18 protein-coding genes are annotated in these 19,322 nt (G+C 47.5%); 14 read left to right on the forward strand and 4 right to left on the reverse strand.

The genetic code is table 11. The features are described from left to right. The first annotated feature begins 6 nt into the window (after positions 1–6). The 10 genes from VIS94_00285 (at position 7) to VIS94_00330 (ending at position 9,956) form a co-directional block, all read left to right on the forward strand. Positions 7–1,416 carry a 2-hydroxyacyl-CoA dehydratase family protein gene (locus VIS94_00285; GenBank protein HEY9159510.1) on the forward strand — a complete coding sequence of 470 codons (1,410 nt, stop codon included), beginning with the start codon at positions 7–9 and terminating at the stop codon, positions 1,414–1,416. Continuing rightward, positions 1,413–2,195, forward strand: coding sequence for an acyl-CoA dehydratase activase (locus VIS94_00290; GenBank protein HEY9159511.1), 783 nt, complete (start codon positions 1,413–1,415; stop codon positions 2,193–2,195). Before VIS94_00285 ends, VIS94_00290 begins: the two co-directional genes overlap by 4 nt. Next, positions 2,195–2,980: an acyl-CoA dehydratase activase gene (locus VIS94_00295; GenBank protein ID HEY9159512.1), complete on the forward strand. Its 786-nt coding sequence runs from the start codon at positions 2,195–2,197 to the stop codon at positions 2,978–2,980. Before VIS94_00290 ends, VIS94_00295 begins: the two co-directional genes overlap by 1 nt. Before the next feature lie 8 nt (positions 2,981–2,988). Continuing rightward, on the forward strand, positions 2,989–3,726 hold the full coding sequence (locus VIS94_00300) for a hypothetical protein (GenBank protein HEY9159513.1): 738 nt from the start codon (positions 2,989–2,991) through the stop codon (positions 3,724–3,726). Then, a complete protein-coding gene (locus tag VIS94_00305) occupies positions 3,719–4,480 on the forward strand; it encodes an AAA family ATPase (GenBank protein ID HEY9159514.1) in 762 nt (253 codons plus the stop codon). Before VIS94_00300 ends, VIS94_00305 begins: the two co-directional genes overlap by 8 nt. Positions 4,481–4,493: 13 nt before the next feature. Further along, on the forward strand, positions 4,494–5,627 hold the full coding sequence (locus VIS94_00310; GenBank protein ID HEY9159515.1) for a 2-hydroxyacyl-CoA dehydratase family protein: 1,134 nt from the start codon (positions 4,494–4,496) through the stop codon (positions 5,625–5,627). 40 nt (positions 5,628–5,667) lie between these two features. After that, entirely contained in the window at positions 5,668–6,981 is a 1,314-nt protein-coding gene (locus VIS94_00315; GenBank protein HEY9159516.1) for a 4Fe-4S binding protein, read from the forward strand. A gap of 40 nt (positions 6,982–7,021) precedes the next feature. Next, entirely contained in the window at positions 7,022–7,819 is a 798-nt protein-coding gene (locus VIS94_00320) for an acyl-CoA dehydratase activase (protein HEY9159517.1), read from the forward strand. Beyond that, positions 7,819–9,378, forward strand: coding sequence for a 2-hydroxyacyl-CoA dehydratase family protein (locus tag VIS94_00325; GenBank protein HEY9159518.1), 1,560 nt, complete (start codon positions 7,819–7,821; stop codon positions 9,376–9,378). The genes VIS94_00320 and VIS94_00325 overlap by 1 nt, the downstream gene beginning before the upstream one ends. A gap of 71 nt (positions 9,379–9,449) precedes the next feature. Next, entirely contained in the window at positions 9,450–9,956 is a 507-nt protein-coding gene (locus VIS94_00330; protein HEY9159519.1) for an acyl-CoA thioesterase, read from the forward strand. Here the strand turns inward: VIS94_00330 and VIS94_00335 are convergent. Continuing rightward, positions 9,951–10,307 (reverse strand): YkgJ family cysteine cluster protein, encoded by a 357-nt coding sequence (locus VIS94_00335; GenBank protein HEY9159520.1) that lies wholly within the window; start codon positions 10,305–10,307, stop codon positions 9,951–9,953. The genes VIS94_00330 and VIS94_00335 overlap by 6 nt on opposite strands. Before the next feature lie 142 nt (positions 10,308–10,449). Here VIS94_00335 and VIS94_00340 point away from each other — a divergent pair, with 142 nt between their 5' ends. From VIS94_00340 to VIS94_00355, 4 genes are all read left to right on the forward strand, one after another. Next, positions 10,450–11,844 carry a methyltransferase domain-containing protein gene (locus VIS94_00340; protein ID HEY9159521.1) on the forward strand — a complete coding sequence of 465 codons (1,395 nt, stop codon included), beginning with the start codon at positions 10,450–10,452 and terminating at the stop codon, positions 11,842–11,844. Positions 11,845–11,918: 74 nt separating this feature from the next. Further along, positions 11,919–13,553: a hypothetical protein gene (locus tag VIS94_00345; protein HEY9159522.1), complete on the forward strand. Its 1,635-nt coding sequence runs from the start codon at positions 11,919–11,921 to the stop codon at positions 13,551–13,553. A gap of 9 nt (positions 13,554–13,562) precedes the next feature. Next, complete coding sequence (locus VIS94_00350) at positions 13,563–14,765, forward strand: PAS domain S-box protein (GenBank protein ID HEY9159523.1); 1,203 nt, start codon at positions 13,563–13,565, stop codon at positions 14,763–14,765. A gap of 108 nt (positions 14,766–14,873) precedes the next feature. Next, positions 14,874–15,527 carry a TetR/AcrR family transcriptional regulator gene (locus tag VIS94_00355; protein ID HEY9159524.1) on the forward strand — a complete coding sequence of 218 codons (654 nt, stop codon included), beginning with the start codon at positions 14,874–14,876 and terminating at the stop codon, positions 15,525–15,527. 128 nt (positions 15,528–15,655) lie between these two features. On the opposite strand, the gene VIS94_00360 is transcribed toward VIS94_00355, so the two are convergent. The 3 genes from VIS94_00360 to VIS94_00370 all read right to left on the reverse strand — a co-directional run bounded on the left by VIS94_00360 (position 15,656) and on the right by VIS94_00370 (position 19,108). After that, the gene (locus tag VIS94_00360) at positions 15,656–16,546 is read right to left on the reverse strand and encodes a class I SAM-dependent methyltransferase (protein ID HEY9159525.1); all 891 of its coding nucleotides are present in this window, start codon (positions 16,544–16,546) and stop codon (positions 15,656–15,658) included. Positions 16,547–16,732: 186 nt separating this feature from the next. Further along, positions 16,733–17,938, reverse strand: coding sequence for a hypothetical protein (locus tag VIS94_00365; GenBank protein HEY9159526.1), 1,206 nt, complete (start codon positions 17,936–17,938; stop codon positions 16,733–16,735). Between the two features lie 150 nt (positions 17,939–18,088). Then, the gene (locus VIS94_00370; GenBank protein ID HEY9159527.1) at positions 18,089–19,108 is read right to left on the reverse strand and encodes a phospholipase A; all 1,020 of its coding nucleotides are present in this window, start codon (positions 19,106–19,108) and stop codon (positions 18,089–18,091) included. Positions 19,109–19,322: the final 214 nt, after the last annotated feature.

A 19,322-nucleotide genomic window follows, 5' to 3' on the forward strand; every position in this document is an offset into this window, starting at 1 on the left:
GGGCATATGAAAAAGGAAACGCGCGAATATAACTATGACTGGATGCTCTGGAGCATCTTCAATGCCGGGAGCAAGGCCCTTGACGGGACCATCAAGGAATTTGGCGGACTTGTAAAGGTCATGCCGAACTTCTCGCCTGTCATCAACAATTTTCTCAGGCACGGCGAACCGGGTAAGCTGTTCCTCAAGATGATCAGCGAATATACGAACGACATTATGACGGCGCATAAAGAGGGGAAAAAATTGTGCCTCGGTACATTTGTTACGGCCAAGCATCTCTTCTTCTCGTTCGACAATGTGGTTCCTGTATGGGCCGAACCACTGACGGTGTTCGGGACGCTCGGTTTTCGTAAAGGGACTTCTGAGTACATGGACTACTGCTGCGAGGTGGGGTTTACTGAAACTTCCTGCTCTGCCCAACGCGGATCAATCGGTGCGGTTCTGGCTGGTCTTACTGAAAAGCCCGATTTCGTCATATGCACCGCACCCGGCATATGCGATACGAATGCAAACGCCGTGCAGTTCCTATCATCGTACCTCGACCTGCCCTTCTTCCAGTGCAACTTCCCGGCAAAGCTCACGGGAGACCGGATCAATGAATACCACCACCGTGACTTCAAGGCGCTCATTTCATTTATCGAAGAACAGTCAGGTTCGCGTCTGAATGTGGAAAAGCTCAAGGATATTCTGGAAGAACAGCGGCATCAGGATGAGATCACCGATGAGCTCTATGATCTCATCAGGCTTAAGCCATGCCCACTGCCGCCTATATTCATACTCATGATGTACGCCGGAAGACTTACGATGTCCGGCCGAAAATCGTACACAGCCGTGCTCGAATCCATGCTCGGGGTCGTGAAGGAGAATGCCGCCCGGGGTCATGCAGGAACGGCATCGAAGAAAGAGCGGGCCCGGCTTCTCATGTGTTATATCGATCATTACACTACAGATGCGAGATTCTGGGAATGGCTGGACTCCGAGGATATAAGCCTCATGCCATCCCTCATATTCAGTTTCTGGAACAAGGGGGTAAACTATGCAGAGGGCCGTGCTGAAGAAAGCTACGGCGTCATAGACACCTCGAGCCTTGATACCATGATAGACTCGCTTGCTGACATCAATTCGCGCATGCCCATGATCAAACAGTTGAGGGGGCCGTATGACGCACCTGGAATGTGGCGCGATGATCTTCTCTGCATGGCTAAAATCATGGACCCGGATTTTATGGTCTATATCGGAAGCATGGGATGCCGGAACAGCTGGGGAGTCAATAAACTGCTCCAGCGCGACTGCGAACGCGAGGGCATTCCCACGATGCTTCTCTTCGCAGATGCATTCGACGACAGGGTTGCTTCCTGGGAGCACTGCATAGACAAGATCAGCGAGTTCATGCATGTCAGAGGCATAAGGTCATGATAGCTGCAGGCTGCGATGTAGGTTCGCTCACCACCAAGGCGGTCATACTCAACAACACGCGAATCATAAGCCATGCCCTTATCCCTTCAACCTTCGACCCTGCAAAATCCGCAGAAGAGGTGATGGAAAAGGCCCTTTCCACGGCCGGACTTCAAATGAAGGATATCGGGTTCTGCGTGGGCACCGGTTACGGACGGGAACGCATTCCTTTCGTGCACAAGTCGGTCTCGGAGATAGCCTGCCATGCCAGGGGCGCGCATTGGCTGCTGCCTTCGGTGCGCACCGTCATTGACGTGGGCGGCCAGGACTGCAAGGCAACCCGTCTCGATGAGAAAGGCAATATCGTCAGATTTTTTACCAATGACAAATGTGCATCAGGAACCGGGCGCTTCCTCGAGGTAATGGCTGGTATTCTCGGACTCGATCTCAAGGAGCTGGGGGATATTTCAGTGCAGGCCCGTAACCCCGTAACCCTTGCAGCCACATGTACGGTCTGGGCGCAGGCCGAGGTGATCATGCACCTCAACAATAAAACCCCGAAGGCTGATCTGGCGGCAGGCATCAATGACGCCATGGCGGCGAGGATCGCGATCCTGGCAAAATCGGCAGGCCTCGAAAAGGATGTCTGCATGACTGGCGGTGTGGCCAAAAACACGGGCGTTATAGAGGCAATGGAAAAGCAGCTTAATGTCCCGATACGCAGGCTCAGGGTCGATCCCCAGGTCATAGGCGCCCTGGGCGCGGCCATCTTTGCCAGAGAAAAAATGGGAGGCGGATAATGTTTGCTGCAGGCTGTGATGTCGGCTCATTAAGCGCGAAAGCGGTCATCATGAAGGATGATGAAATACTCGCCACCGAGGTGATATTTTCCAAGCCTGACCCGGGTGACTCGGCCCGGACAGTCATGGAGAATGCCCTCATCAAGGCGGGTATTTCTTTAAACGATATCGGATACTGCATCGGCACCGGCTATGGAAGAAACTCCATTCCCTTTGCCGACAGCGTCGAGTCCGAAATCACGTGTCACGGAAAAGGGGCGCAGTGGCTCATGCCTGACGTGCGCATGGTGATTGACATAGGCGGTCAGGATGCCAAGGCAATCAGGCTGGACGATACCGGAAAGGTGGTCCGTTTCGCATATAATGACCGCTGCGCATCGGGTACTGGCAGGTTCCTGGAGGTGATGGCGGCTGCAATGGGGATAAGGCTCGAAGACATGGGTATGATATCCGCGCAGGGAAGGAACCCTGTCGCCATATCAAATCAGTGCGTGGTCTTTGCCGAAACAGAGATCATATCACTTGTAAATGCCGGCAAGGACCTGGCCGACATAGTGAGCGGCCTGCACAAGGCACTGGCCCACAGGGTGGCGTCGCTTGCCCATGGAGTGGAACTCGATAAACGACTCACCATGACCGGTGGTGTGGCTAAAAACCGGGGCATGTTTCTTGCCCTGCAGGAGGCGCTCGGGGTGGATATCACCCCCGTTGAAGCCGACCCGCAGATTATCGGCGCCCTCGGAGCGGCTGTTCTGGCACGTACGAAAGTGAACGGGGCCGGATAGTGTCTGAGATGGAACTCTTTACGGATACCATCGCAGCTGTAAGGTCATTTGTGGCGCAGTCATCTGCCATAAAATCCTGGAAAGAGGACTCCTCATGCCTTTGGCCTTCCGGCGGAAGCCGCAACATTGTCCTCAAAGACGACACCGGGCTCGAACTTGGCAGTCCTGAAATGGATTCCGTGAGCTGCCTTTTGTGGACACAGGACAAAAGCCTGGTTGAAGACGGCAGGATAACCGTTATCGGGCGTGATTTTCCTGAATGCAAAGATGAAAGCCTGCCCTTCGGCAAGGTAGTCATAGCAGGAGTCGAAGGCTTCAACGAGGATAACGCCTATGAGAGGCACAAGGATATGGATTTTCTGCGTTATGATCTTGACCTCAAGGGCTTCATGCTGCGTGCAGCTTCACAGTTCATGCGCGAATGGTGCCGCATCAGCAGGGATGCGCTGCAAAAAGGCTTCTCTGCACTTATACTGGGTTCGGCCCTGATGCGGCTCTTTCGAGCGCAACCATTTGTCAAATCGGTAGAGGTCATCTACCTTACTTCCAGCACCGAAGATATACTCAGGCTCAGGGAAATAACGACGCCTGCGGAAATGATCATTGCCGCAATGAACAAGATGGCCGTTGAGATGGATTTCGAATGCGACAGCTGCGATTACAGGACTGTCTGCGATGATGCGACCCAGCTCAAGAGCATGCGCGAGAGCCTGATGAAAAAATCAGTGGAGGCGGCCCGTGGCTGAAACCGGAATAATAGCGCTTTGCGGCAAGGGCGGCGTGGGCAAGACTTCGGTATCGGCCATTATGGTGAAGCTTCTGGCGAAAAAGCATCACGCAAAGATACTCGCAATCGACGCCGACCCGGCAGTGGGTCTGGCCACAGCACTTGGCGTAAGTGTAATGAGGACGGTGAATGATATCCGCAATGATCTCATCTCGAACCTTAAAAACGGCGGTAAGGACCGCGAGACTATAAGAAATCTCGATTACGAGGTGTTCGGTGCCCTCAAGGAGCAGGACGGTTACGCCCTGCTTGCCATAGGAAGACCCGAGGATGAAGGGTGTTTCTGCCGCGTGAATTCCCTTCTGAAAGACATCATCCGTGACCTTGCAGGAAATTTCGATATTGTCCTCATCGACGGCGAGGCCGGGATAGAACAGATCAACCGCCGGGTAATGAAGACTGTCGATCATCTGGTACTTGTTTCTGATACTTCGGCAAAAGGCATCAATGTGGCCAATACCGTTGCTTCGGTTGCCAAAGACAGAAACGCGGTTGATTTCAGCGATATCGGCCTCATCCTAAACAGGGTGAGAAGCGAAACGGAAGTCATGGATATCGGCACCAGGACCAGCCTCAGCATACTGGGCGCAATCGGTGAAGACGAGTTTATCAGGGATTACGATTTCAGAGGCATCCCCCTTGCCGGCATACCTGATACCTCGCCCTCGGTGACTGCGGTTAACGGCATCCTTGAAAAAATGCACATTATTTGAAGAGGAGCCTTTCATGGCAGAAAAGACCTCAATACTGAAAGAATTCGATAAGCTCCTTGAGACCCCTTTGAACCATCTGGTCGAACAGGCTGCTTCGAACGGCCGCATTCCTATTGGATATTCCTGCTCCTTTGTGCCCGAAGCACTTCTGATGGCGGACAGGCTTTTCCCGGTGAGGCTTCAGGCCCCGGGCATTGCGGGCACCGAGATTGCTGACAATTATCTTTCAAGCCTGACATGCTCTTACACACGAAGCCTTCTCGAATTCGCGATTGACGGCCGCTATGACCTTATAAAGGGATGGGTTTTTGTGCCTTCATGCGCACACATGCAGCGTCTTTACGACAACCTGGATTATCTCACAAAACCCGCATTCAATCACATCCTCGATGTCCCGCGCAAGGTGAACGAAGCGGCGATTGCATGGCAGGCCGATGAACTGAGGATACTCTCCCGGCGGCTTGCATCACATTTCGATATCGACATGAGCGACGCCGCGCTTATGAAGGCAATCGCTGAGTGGAACGAATTTTCAGCAGAAATCGAATCGATTGGTGAACTCAGGAAAAACCCTGAACCTCCCCTGACCGGAGCGGAGTTCCACCGCATCGTAATGGCGTCTCTTGCATCACCCAGGGATTTGATAATGCCTTACATAAGAGAACTGCGCACCGAAATCGAAAAACGGACCGAGCGGAAAAAATACCGGGCCAGACTGATGCTGGCAGGCTCTCACCTGCATGATCCTGAATTCATAAGGATCATCGAATCGCAGGGAGGCCTCGTCGTTGCCGACAGGATATGCACAGGCTCAATCCCCGGGCTCATGCCTGTCATATCCGATGGTGATCCCGTAAGGGCTCTTGCCGAACACACTTTCAGAAAAACCCTTTGTCCCCGGATGATGGAGAATTTCGACCTCAGGCTTAAGAATATTGTCGAAACCGTTAAAGAATACAGGGTGGACGGTGTAGTAATCGAGATAATCAAGTTCTGCGACCTCTGGGGGGTTGATTCCATGCCTCTTGTAAGGTCACTGCGTGCACAGGGTATTCCCGTGCTCAAACTCGAGCGCGAATACCGTCAGGGAGGAGAAGGACAACTGCGCACCAGGGTGCAGGCCTTCATCGAAAGCATGGGAAAATGAAAATCATAAAAATGCGTTTACAAAGAATCTGAGGCGAAAAATGGGACATCTCGCAGGCAAGGACATATTCAACAAAGTCGGCAATAAAATCGACAGCCTTCATGTTCGTTGTACGAATAATGATAACCTCAGAGAAATTGCAAGGGCCCTTTTTACCGAAGAAGAGGCCGGGGTTTTTGTAAAGCTGCCTTATGTATTTTCCACTCTTGAAAGGATTCACAAGATCACAGGGCTTCCGGAAAAGCATCTTGAACACATGCTGAATGGTCTCAGCGGCAAAGGGCTTGTCGTAGATATATGGGCCAATGGCCGCTATCATTACATGCCCTCCCCCATGATAATAGGCATCTTCGAGTTCACCATGATGCGCACCGGCAAAGACAGCAGGCCAGATGAATGGGGGCCTCTCTTTTACAGGTACCTTGAAAACCCGGACAGCATTTATAATGTCAATCTGGGTGACGGCCAGTTCATGTCTCCCGCACGGGTACTGCCCAATGACGAATCCACCCTGCCCGATGAATACACCCGCATCCTCGATTATGAATCGGCTGCAAGCATAACTGAAAGGGCCTCACTTTGCGCAGTAGGATTGTGCTCGTGCCGGCATGAAAAGCTTCATGCCGGAGTCAAAACATGTGACCTGCCGCTCGATACCTGCGCCAGCTTCGGTTGGGCCGCCGATTACCTCATCCGGCACAATATGGCCAGAAAGGTCTCCGCATCCGAAATGAAGGAGACACTGGCGCTGTCCGGAAAGAAGGGTCTCGTGCTCTGCGCGGACAATGTCAGGTGGAATGTGACCTTTATCTGTCAGTGCTGCTCATGCTGCTGCAACCTGCTGAGAGGCATTACGAAACACGGTTATCCCAATACCGTTGTCACCTCAAGCTTCATCGCAAATGTAATGAGCGACAACTGCAACGGTTGCTCGAAATGCGAAAAGGCATGCCCGGTGAACGCGATAACAATGCTTGAAGACGGGTCATCTTCTGTTCCAAAAACAAAAAAGGCCTCTGTCAATGAGGATTTTTGCCTGGGATGCGGCGTATGCACACTTCTTTGCAAAACAAAATGCCTGACGCTTAAAAAGCGAACAAGCCGTTTCATTCATCCAGAGACGACATTTGAAAGAGTTATCCTACAGTGCCTTGAACGCGGAACGCTGCAGAACCAGATATTCGATAACCCTGAAAGCCTGACGCAAACCTTCATGCGCGGGCTCATAAAAGGTTTTCTGAAGCTCGTTCCGGCCAGACAGATCGAGATGAGCGAAACTCTGAGATCGGCCTTCCTTGCATCTGCAAGGCTCATCGTAAGAATTCAGGGCAAGGGATGGATAACAGAGATTTAAGAGAAACATGAAATATAAACTATGATCACCGGGAGGAGATATGGCGAAGAAGTACTTCGGCGGCTGTGATGTGGGTTCGACAACTGGCAAGGTCGTTATCCTTGATGAAGACGGCTCGATCGCCGCGACTATTATCATACCCAGCGAGATCGACCCTGAACTTACATCAAAGCTGGCGCTTGAAAAAGCCTGCGCACAGGTTCCGGGCCTTGGCGCATACACTGAACTGGCCTATCTGGTGGGCACCGGCTACGGCAGGAACGAGGTCGTATTCGCCGATGAGAATGTCTCGGAGATCAGCTGCCATGCCATGGGCGCTTTTTTCTGCGACCCGGAGATCAAGACCATCGTGGACATAGGCGGGCAGGATGTCAAAACCATAGCACTGGATGGCGACGGCTCGGTGCTGGAATTCGCCATGAACGACAAATGCGCTGCAGGAACGGGACGCTTCTTCGAGGCGATGAGCCGGATATTCCGCATGGACCTCGACGAGTTCTCCCGGCTCTCCCTGAACGCGGTAAAATCAATACCCGTAACGGCTCAGTGCAGCGTCTTTGCCGAAAGCGAGGTGATCAGCCTTTTAGCCAGGCGCAATCCGCCTGAAGATATAGCTGCAGGCATACAGACTTCCGTGGCAAAACGCTGTTTCACCCTCCTCAAGAGAATCGGGATGAACCCCAGGATAACCGTAACCGGAGGCTGCGCCAAAAACCAGGGCCTCATAAAAGCTCTCACAAAAATAATTGATATGGATGTGACCCGGCTCTCCGTTGACCCGCAGATCATCGGCGCCCTCGGTGCGGCGGTCTTTGCAAGAAGAAAGGGGATGTCCTGATGATGAGCGTCCTTAAAGGGGAGTACGCGAAAGGAGTAAAAATGGGGATAAGGAAAAACATAACTCAAATAAAAGCCCTTATTAAAATTCTGCCCGGACTGATCAAGGGTCTCATGCAGAATACCCTGGCAGGCTATCTCGTTAATGCAGCGAACCTCAGGGATGCATCAGTCTATGTAAAATACTGGTCGCTCAACTGGATCTTTATCCTCAGACTCGGCCTTATGCTGCTTGTTAAAAAAGGGCCTCTCGGGCTTGTGCGCGTTATTCTCAATTCCCCCTGGGTGCTTATCCTCTTAAGGGTGAACGGCCTGTGCTGCAGGCTTGCCAGAGGAAGGAGCGGCATATATCTCGAGGCCATCTGCACAACGGTTCATACCATAACCATGACCCTGGAAGAGCAGCTTGAAGATATATTCCTTGACCATGATAACCTTGTAGTCAACGAGGACCTTGTGCCGACCGATATAGTCCGCGCGATGGGACTCAAGGCCTGGCTTCTGGAGGCCATGGGAATACTGCTTCCGATTCTTGCACCGGAGGCGGATCTCAGATACATCGACGAGGCGGAAAACGCTGGCATCAACCCCGATGCATGCAGCCTGCCCAAGGCTACAGTCGGCATGGTCCTCAAGGGGCATATGCCGAGCGGGGTAGCCCTTGTCAGTTCGAACATGCCATGCGATGCGGGAGCGGCTTCATATTCCCTTATCCAGCAGGAGCTCAAGGTGCCTATCTACAGGCTGGATGTGCCTTTTAACTTCTACAACGAACGTGCGGAAAAGCACTTTGCAGGAGATCTGAAAGACATGATAGCGTGGCTTGAGGAAAATACTCCCGGCCGCATGGACTGGAAACGCCTGCGTGAGATATGCGAGGGGCGAAACAGGATGCGCGAACTTGAGCTGGAGCTGTGGGATCTTATCAGGATCCGTCCGGCGCCTCTGGCCGGCGAGGCGGTTATATTGAGCCATCTCTGGCATTTCAACCTGATGCCCGGACACAAGACCGCAATCAGACACTATGAAAATCTTGTAAGGCTCGCGAAAAAAAATCTCGAACAGGGCATCCCCGCAACCAAAAACGAAAGATACCGTGCAGTCCTGTGGAATCCTCCCTTCTGCCAGTTCATCGACCTTCTGAACTGGGCTGAACGCACTTATGGGCTCACGCTCATCAACGACAGCATGACGTACAACAGACACAGGGCAATCGACACCTCCACCCCGGATTCAATGCTCCTTGGTCTGGCCAGTACAATCATGCAGGGGCCCATGGTAAGGCACACCAGGGGGCCGGCCGAAAACTATCTGGATGATATCTTCCGCATGTACAAGCAGTTTGACCTGGATATGGTCTGGATAGCGAATCATGTCGGATGCAAGACCGGGCAGGCGATGAACGGGATCCTCCGCGAAAGATGCCGTGCCATGAAAATACCGCTTCTTATCCTTGATTATGACCTGCTGGATAACCGTATCGTATCGCATGAAGGCATGATGAATCAGGTGGAGCATTTCATGGAGAACGTCATGAAGGCAAAGCGGCTTGATCAATAGACTCGTTCAGATGAACTTGACTTTAGACAAGAAATCCCATATTGATAAGCATTATCAATATGGAGAATTTTATGAAAGCAAAATCCGTCAAGGAAACTTCATTGTCAATGTCACACCTCATGACCCCGCAGGATGCCAATATCGCGGGCAATGTTCACGGAGGCGTCATAATGAAACTTATCGACGATGCAGCCGGTACTGTGGCTGCAAGGCATTCGACAGGAAATGCTGTTACGGCATCAATCGACAGGCTGAGCTTCTTCAGCCCTGTTTTCATAGGGAACCTCCTTACATTAAGGGCAAGCATCAACCATGTCGGCAGGACTTCAATGGAAATAGGAGTAAGGGTCGAGGCTGAAGACATCTTCACCGGTGTTGTCAGACATACAGCATCGGCTTATCTCACTTTTGTGGCTCTGGATGAAAATTTGAAACCGAAAGAAATCCCGGGGTTGATACTGGAAAACGATAACGAGAACAGACGCTACCGCGAAGCCATTGCAAGAAGACAAAACCGTCTGAATGAAAGAAAAAAGGAGGAAGCCTGCCAGAAAGGCCCGGATTCATGCAGTCTATGATTTTTTTTCAAGTTTTTTAAGACCCCATGCCTGGCGCGATTTGTCGCATTTCTCCTCGGGCAGACCGTCCGCCCATGAAAAAGGTATATCCCGGCAGACCTGTGGACGTCTCTCATAAATAGTGCAGCGGACCGCCTTGCCTATTTCTCCTTCAAGTGCAATGCATCTGGGTTCCGGGCGGTTCGTGCCTTTCATAACGGCCCTGAAATCGTTCAGCTTTTCTGTAAGCCCTGCAGGCACACCGCCCTCTTTTGCATCGTCGCATTCACCCCAGTAAAAAGATACCCTGAAATATGCACAGCAAGCACCGCATGCAAGACACGGATTATATTCTTCTCTTTTTTCTTTCATAACAAGAGGCTCATTAGACTATATCCATAAGCATAATCAAGCACGATCAGAACGCATGATATAATTATCTAAAGTAGATTATGGAATAATCCGTTATAACCATTATGGATTCAAAAGGTTTAAAGGTTTTCAGGAGGTTTCAATGAAGACTAGAATCGGCAGTATCAATGCACTGTACCCGATGCCTGTCGTTCTTGTAGGAGCCCTTGTCGGCGGTAAACCAAACTTTATCACCGTCGCACATGTAGGGATATTGAATGCCAGTGCTCCCCACCTCGTATCCATAGGTCTGGGAAAAGTACATTTTACCAACAAGGGCATAAAGGAAAACAGGACATTCAGTATAAACATCCCTTCAGAGGATATGATGCGCAAGGTCGACTACGCCGGTCTTGTTTCAGGGAAAAAAACCGACAAATCAAATCTCTTTGACATAACCACGGGTGAACTCGGAACCGCGCCCATGATAAACGAATGCCCGGTATCCATGGAGTGCAAGGTGGTAAACATTATAGAGCTCCCCACTCATGATGTTTTCATTGGAGAAATAACATCTACATATTCCGATGAATCGGTAATGAAAGGCACCCGCATAGACATCGGCAAGATACGCCCCATTCTTTTCGATATGGCAAGTCGTATGTATTATTCACTGGGACGTCCCATCGGCAATTGCTGGGATGAAAAGAACAGAACCCTTTTCGAGGAAGAGCTTCAGAACAGGGGTGAAGAAAAAACATACAAATGGAACGCACATGATTATGCCAGAAATTCCTCGGTCCAGAAGGCGTTCGGGGTCGAATTGATCGAGAAGATGCAGTTGAAAGGCAATGAATCCATCCTTGATATCGGCTGCGGCGACGGCAAGCTCACCGAAATGATCGCCGAAAGGATACCTGACGGTCATGTAATCGGCATAGACAATTCCCCGGACATGATCAGCTATGCGAAGGAAACCTATTCAAACATCCGTAACCTCAAGTTCATGCAGGTCGATGCCCAGAAGATGCTCTTTGACGATACCTTCGATATAGCTTTTTCAAATGCGGCGCTTCACTGGGTGAAAGACCACAAGGCGCTTCTTGCAGGTGTCAAGAAAGGGCTCAAACCTGGCGGCAGGATCCTTTTCCAGATGGGTGGCAGGGGCAATGTAAACGAAATCATGGCGGCGATTACAGAGACCATATCATTGCCTGAATGGAAGGAATATTTCAAGGATACAGGCTCCCCTTATAATTTTTACGGGCCTGACGAGTACCGCATGCTTCTCAAACATGCCGGTCTTGAACCGGTCAGGATGGAGCTTATCCCCAAAGAAATGAAGTTTGATTCAAGAGACGGCCTTGTAAGCTGGGTTAGGACTACCTGTCTCCCCTACACTCTTATCGTCCCTGAAGACAGGAGAGACGCCTTTATCGAAGGCATCGTTGAACTGTATCTGTCAAAAAATCCGGCCGATATTGACGGAACCATTCACCTGAAGGCCGTAAGACTTGAGATAGAAGCGACAAAACCGATTTCCAACGGCTTGATTTGAAGACCGGGCCTGCAGCAGTCTGCAGCCGGTATATTTTAATTAATAAAAATTTATTTTAAATGGAGGGGTGAAGTATGAACATGTTCGGCAGATTTACAGTTAATGCGATTTTATTTGCGGTATTTTTAATTCCTTCTGCGGCTTATCCGGCAAAATCCAAGTTCTCCATCTGGACAAAAGAAGAGATTTCAGCTCTGCCTGAAAGCTTCTTAACAGCTCAAAAAAATACTGAAAGGCAATGGAATTCATACAGGGACTCCATATCAAAGGCATACAAGTCGGAATACGGCAACGATATCAACAGCGGGTTTGACCTCTTTCTCAAAGAACAGGGCCTGCCTAAAATGGCGAATTCGAATGTATTGGAGTCAAAGAACCTGGGCCGTCCTACCGATATCGTATGGATTGAAGGGAAGCAGGCAAAGGCATTTTCCGGCCAGCCTGTATTTTCTTTGAAGATCCTTTCCTTCAGGGAAAACAGGCTTCACATAATCCCGGCTGACATCATCGAATTCACAAAAGACGGAAAAATTGTGCTTCCATTCGGTCCGGAAGCCAACATGAAGGATGCCGACGGGGTCTTGAGCGATAATGACAGGATATTCTTTATGGCAATGGATGCAGGCCACCGTATAAACCGGGATATCATAACATCCGCATACAGAAATATCGGGGCAATCCAGGAAATCGAGATATCTTCACCTTCCGAAAAGGAAAAAGCCTGGGTATATCTCGTCTCGTTTACATCCGATATACCGAAATGCGGTTTTGACCTTGTCAGCCTTTTCCCTGATGCATCAGTAATTTACACCCCGTACATGTTCATTCAGGCAAGACCTCAGAAGAACGGCGGCAGGATATACCCCACAGTCAATGTATGTTCATGGCTTATAAGCCCCGAGGCGGGCGGCACGATGGCAGATGTGCATAACAGGTTTTATATCAATATTGCCATGGCATACCGCATGGGAATAACCAAAACGCAGGATCAGGATGCATTCGATCTGAGATGGCGCGCCTGGTATGACGGACAGGTAATAGGCATGATACGCGTCTCCTGGAAGCTTTCCACACCACTAGGAATCGGCGCCCCCACGATTTTTACCGATGTCCTTATCACTCCTTTTACATTGCGCGACGAGAACTTCATTGCAACCCCCTTTGATCCTGGAATAATAATTAAAACCTATACGCAAAGCATTGGTGAAGACCTTAACCGCACAGTGCTCTCTCCCGACTCCAGGCCTGCCCTCATACTGACATCCGCGAATAAAAAAGGCTGTGCAGTCGAAGGAAAGATGAAGTCTTCCGAGGTCATTGAAGAGAAGAAGGGGACGAAAAGCTATCTCTGGCATGCCCTGACCTCCCAGTTCGGATCGATGTGCGTTATCAGCGGCCTCAATCCTTTTCTTTCCGAATATGCGAAATTCAGGCTTGAATATTTCGACGGTGCAAACAATCCCGGAAGATATATGTACGATCTTGAGCTTTCAAATTTCAAGAACCGCCAGGAAAACATGTATATCGAGTGGAATGTGCTGCCGTTCTTTAATGAAAACAACAAGCTTGATATGAAAATGCTTGACCTGGTGCTCAAGCATGCCGGCAACCCCCTGAGCATAAAAACCGGCATGGAGCAGCCGGTTCAGCTGCCCCAATTTACCCATATACCCAATATAAAGAATGAGATGAAAAACTATAAGTACTAGGAAACATATATGGACATTAAAGACCTGATTACGAATCTTGAAGACTGGAAGATGAGCTGCCTGATAGAAACAACCTCCGAATTCGGCGCATCTGCCGCGGTCATGTACAGATTCGACAATGATATGTTTGTGTTCGAAATGGGCTGGCCTAGAGACCTGCCTGACTTTCTTCTCAAGCTCGACATTTCCCGTTCGCACCCCAGGGCCCTTGAAAAGCTGAAAACCAATTTTCCCTATGCGGAAAGCATCGATATGTACCCTCACGATTTGAAGGAGATTCTCTTTTCAAACGGAACGAAGGAGATGCTTTTCACTCCGATCTTCATCAATAACAGGCTCTGGGGATGCCTTTGCATCATATATAAGGAAAACCGGCTGCACATCAATCATATCCCTGCAGCAACCGTGATAGCGGACAGGATTGCAAGACAGTTTAACCTTTACGATCTTGCTCATAAATCGAAAGAAGCTGATGACAGACTGAGAACCTTTCTTGAACTGATCGGAGAGGCCTATTGCACAATCAATGAAGACGGCATCATAACCAGTATCGCCGACAATATTGCACATTTCAATGATATGAAAAAGGAGGATATGGTCGGACAGAACTTCCTTAACTTCATTCATCCGGAAGACCATTCACGGATATTGAAGATAGTTGACATGTCAAAGCTCGGCAAAATAAACACGGAAGGCAGACTTCGGATCAGAGGCGGCAACTGGATATGGTGCAAGGCGTACTTCATGCCCATATTCGAGACCTGTGACGGCAACAAGATTTTCAGGGGTAACATCATAGTGATGATTTATATCCACGATCTCAAGACCCAGATTCTTGAGATGACCTCATCCCTTAATGAATATGAAGCATTCTTTACAAATATGGAGGCGGCCTTTATGTTCCTGGATCAGGATTATAATATCTTCAAGGCCTCACCCCAATGTTCGCGGCTGATCGGTTATGAACAGGCTTATATTCTTGGAAAATGCATGAAGGATATAATCCACCCTGAAGACATCGATAAACTTCCTGTGTTTTCAGACGAAACATCCTACAGGTTCATTGTTCCAGGCGGATGCCGGCTCCTTATGAATGACGGGACATACAGGCCGTTTTTATGTGAATTCGGACCATGTTCTATCGGAACGGGCGGCATAGTATATCCGCTCATTATCAAGAAGACAGGTGCAACACAGGGAAATGGAACATGATGCATTCATCATGAATGTGCATCACCATGACCCCGATTCCGGATACTCCCGTTACAATACCTGATAAAATAAGCCTTGAATTTTTGATATTCTGATATATCTGAAGGCATGGAAAGAAAATTCCACAAGGTCACGTTTGACAGAATACCCGAGGAAAAGCGCGAGCGCATACTGGCCGCTTCGCTTATTGAATTTGCGGCTAACGGATTCAAAGGCACAAATGTCAGCACCATAGCCAGAGCGGCAGGCATAAGCATAGGCGCGGTTTACAAGTATTTCCCGTCAAAGGAAGACCTCTTCATGACCGTTATCGATTACGGTTATCAGGACCTCGATAAAGTGCTCCTTGAGATCGTAGGCCATGAAGGCGACATCTTTGATAAAATTGAACGCATCCTAAGGGCCGCAATAAATTATTCAAGGGAAAAGCCCCAGGTGATACAGGTTTATCTGCACTGTACAACCGAAGGGCTGCCGGAGCTCGCCAAAAAAATGTCCCAGAAGATAGAAACCATATCCGCCAGATATTACAGAGAGCTTGTCGCAGAGGCTTCCCGAAGCGGGGTCATAGCACCAGATATCGATGAAGGGGCCGCAGCCTTTTTCCTTGACAGCCTGTTTCTTATCTTCCAGTTTTCCTATGCCTGTACATACTATAACGAGCGCATGCAGATCTTTGCAGGCCTCAGCGCCGATGACGACGAAACCATGATAAGCCGCTTCATGCAGTTCGTAAAAAAAGGCCTTGGCGCGAAGTTTTGAATATCCTTGTTTCAGCCGACCTGGACAATATGGCAACTGATATAGTCATTCGTACGACACTTTCTTTAATGGAAATTTCTGAATATTTTCTGGGTTCAGCAAGAATTTTTAAATTATAATTTTTCCGGTCAGGGTTTAACTGCCATAATCTTTAACCTGTGGCCCAGCAATGTATGTCTTACAACCCGATCTGTTACCTTCTCAATAGGCTTTATAATCTTATCTTGAAGCAGTTCAAACTTTGTCCTGTCTTTGTTATGATGCTTCGGAGCCAAATGAGTTCCTTTTGTCTGTATACTTATGATTTCAAAACCGGCTTCATTAAGCATTCTCTTTAGGGTCTCAGGCGAAAAAAGGTATATATGGTCATCCCCTCCGAAATATTGCCATTTTTTACCGCACATCTTCACCGAGATTGAATCGATATTCGGTGTGGACAGGACAAACAGCCCTCCAGGCCTAAGAATTCTGAAGATTTCTGAAACAACACGTTTCGGATCGGACAGATGCTCAATGACATTATTGAGTCTTGCTACATCAAAATGATTTTCCTGCAGATAGGTATCCTCGACAGGCTTGGTATGAACAGGGAAAAATTTACGGGCGTATTCTGCAATGGTTTCAACTATTTCAATCCCTTCGGGGTAATTCCAGCCTGTATCTCTTGCTGCTTTGAGAAATCCACCTGTTCCGCATCCGATATCGATGATATGCCCTTTTGTTTTATATTTCAGATATCCTCTGGCTTCCCTTTGAAGTCTGAGCATTCTTTTGCCGGAGTAATCAATTTGCGCAGTTTCATTAATCCCGTCATGCTCGCTGATGAAATTATTCCCAATTATGTTCTGGTTATTGATTATATCATCAAGCCTGGGATTAACGTAAACCAGCCCGCAGATTTTACACTTTACATGACTGAACCCGTCTTTTTCAAAAACAAGCTCAGTATTGTCAGCCCCACATAGATTGCACCTGACATATGACATGTTTGATTCAGACTCTTTGTTATGTAAATCCATTTAGTATCTATCCTTTATTGAATTAATTTGATTATAATAATTATGATCAATAGTATTAATTTCTTAACACTTATCTCATTGAAAATATACCTAATTATAAAAAGGGATTGGCTTCTATATGTTAAAAAAGAAGCCAATCCTCAAAATCTTTAAAAAATATTTGTTGAAAAAACTTTAATACAAATACTAGTATTCCTTGATAGGATTACACTTTAACAAATGTCCAGCGTTATCAACATAAGAACTATGCCCTGTACCTCCTGCAAAGCCTGTAATAACGTTTCCTGGTGGACAACATATTGTTTGAAATATATTAGCATTGGTGTCAATGATAGTAGAATTTTCATAATCAATATAAAGATTATAGTTTGATGTGAAATACCTTGATAGTATATCGTGTGGTAAATTGTACCAACGACTGTGACCAAAACCACCAGACAAGCCAATCATAACATAATTATAAGGCACAAGAGTAAGATCCCATGTATCAACGCCAGTACTTTGTCTATAGGGATCATATTTGAGAGATATGTTTATATCAGGTCTGTTAGGTGATACTATTTTACAGCATTTAATTTTATGTGGAGAATTATCTCCATCACAATGCCCCATTCCTTGTCTGATTCCTGATAGAACATATCCATCAGGACACTTGGTCATTTCATCTGTATCAACCCCAGTATCAATCTCAACACAATCAGAATATACAAAATCAGGTTGAGGTGTCTTGATAAAAATCTCAGACTGACCTCCTGTCCATTTTAATGATAAACGAGGATTCTTGGTGGGGTCCATTGGTGTTTTCCAAATTACTTCACCAAGACTTACTGTTACATTGTAGGGTTTTATTGTAATTCCCAAATGTGGGAATATGATTTTATCGTCTTGCACAATTGATGCTTTCATATCATCCTTATGTTGAGCATCATACAAATCAAAATTAAAACCTTGAAATTTTACAGGGTTAGGATATGCATATGGAATAACTGTATCAGGTTCTGTTAAACAAATCCATGGTTTTATTTCAGGAGGGTCGCAACGATTAGGAAATCGATTGTATCTTATTAGCTGTACTTGTTGTTTTGTCCTTTCTGCAACAAAATCAACAGAACACATAAATTCCATGCCTACAGCCATTGTTGTTTCATTCAATAATTTCCTTAAATCTTCTGCAATTTGTTTAGATAATGTGGTTCCCATTTTTTCAAATCGATCAATAGCTTTAATCAAAGTATCTTCCCATTGATCAGGCCATCTATCAAGAGTAGCAATAAGATCATTTAATGCATCCAACTCCCCGCATGCTGTTAATGAAAATCCTGTTACAATAACCATTGAAACAATAATAAACTTTGAAATTCCAGATTTAATTTTATTCAAACTCAACATCATATGAAACCTCCTTAATTATATTTTATTTTATATCATAATATTAATAACATATAATTATTTTTTATTCTATGCTAAAATCAATTAAAAGATTTATTTCTAAACATATTTATCTATCTGGTTTTAAATCTATGAACCTAACAATAAACCAGCCTACCAATCTTTTACGATTACGCCTATTCCCAGGCTGTTGTCGAAATGGTCATAATCGATCAGGCTCTGACCATATCCGGCAAAGTATTGCACATAGCCGTTTATGGAGTGAACCAGTGGAAAACTCAGATCCAGTTCGAGGCCGCTTCTGTTGTCATTAAGCTTCAGGTTGTTGCGAAACATGAGACCGACGGCCCAGTCTTTGTAGTGATAACCCATAACTATCTCGCCATGCCCCAGATAGTCGATTATGTCGGGATTGTCGTCATCGTCTTCATTCTCTGGAATACGCAGCCATGTTTTGAGCACCAGGTCGAAAGGCCCGCGTTCGAATCCGAAATTGGCGACTATGCGGTTCCAGCTTCTGGAAAGAGACCCGCCCAGCCCGTTGGACTGGTGATCGAAACCCACCTGGATGAATCTGTTCCTCATGATGCCAAAAATATCCGCATCCATCCTGTAGTTTATTAGAATCTCGGGCTCGTAATTTGTCTCAAGAAAAGGACATGACTCGCTTGTGTTGTAAAGTTGCCAGAAGCTCAACTGCGTATAGCCGAACCAGAGGTCAGCCTTACTCTTGAACATGCTTTCCCAGAGCTTGACCTTGAGGCTCAACTGGAATTTAACCTCTTCGTTCTGCATGTCGAAATTCGGAAAGGCCTTTTTATAGGGTTCGGTGTTCGGATTGAAGTTGTAGTCCAGAAGGAGAATGTAGTTTGCCCTGTGGGTCATTATTGCAAAGGGATTTTTTCTGCTCTCCTCATCGAGCTGCCATTTTTTCGAGAGATAGCTTATTTGTTTTTGGGACTCTTGCGTCATGGCTGTTGCTTTCTCACTGTCTGCAGACACCTCCGGCTTGAGCCTGGCTTTTTCATCATAGCAGTTAAGCCTTGCCTTATCATCAGTGATTGCCGCACAGGAATCGGGGTTCTCATCAGCCATGACGAGTACCGGCAACCCCGTCACCATAAGCAGGCATGTCAGAAAGATTGTCCTTGAAAGATTTTTGCAACGGATCATTTCGCCCTCTCATCAATCGTCCCTGCAAAAGGAACAGGCTCAAAAATTAATAAAGTAATACCTGTTACCCTGCGTATAACAATTCGATTAACAGGCAAAGAGGGGGCTTTTCAAGGTCAATATCAAAAATAGCGGTGACAGAACGAATTTACATCAATCAGAGAAATTACAAACTTTTTAAAACAAGGACTGTAAGAAAAGTAGCTGGAGACCT

The sequence above is a fragment of the Desulfomonilia bacterium genome, assembly GCA_036567785.1.
Lineage (GTDB): Bacteria > Desulfobacterota > Desulfomonilia > UBA1062 > UBA1062 > DATCTV01.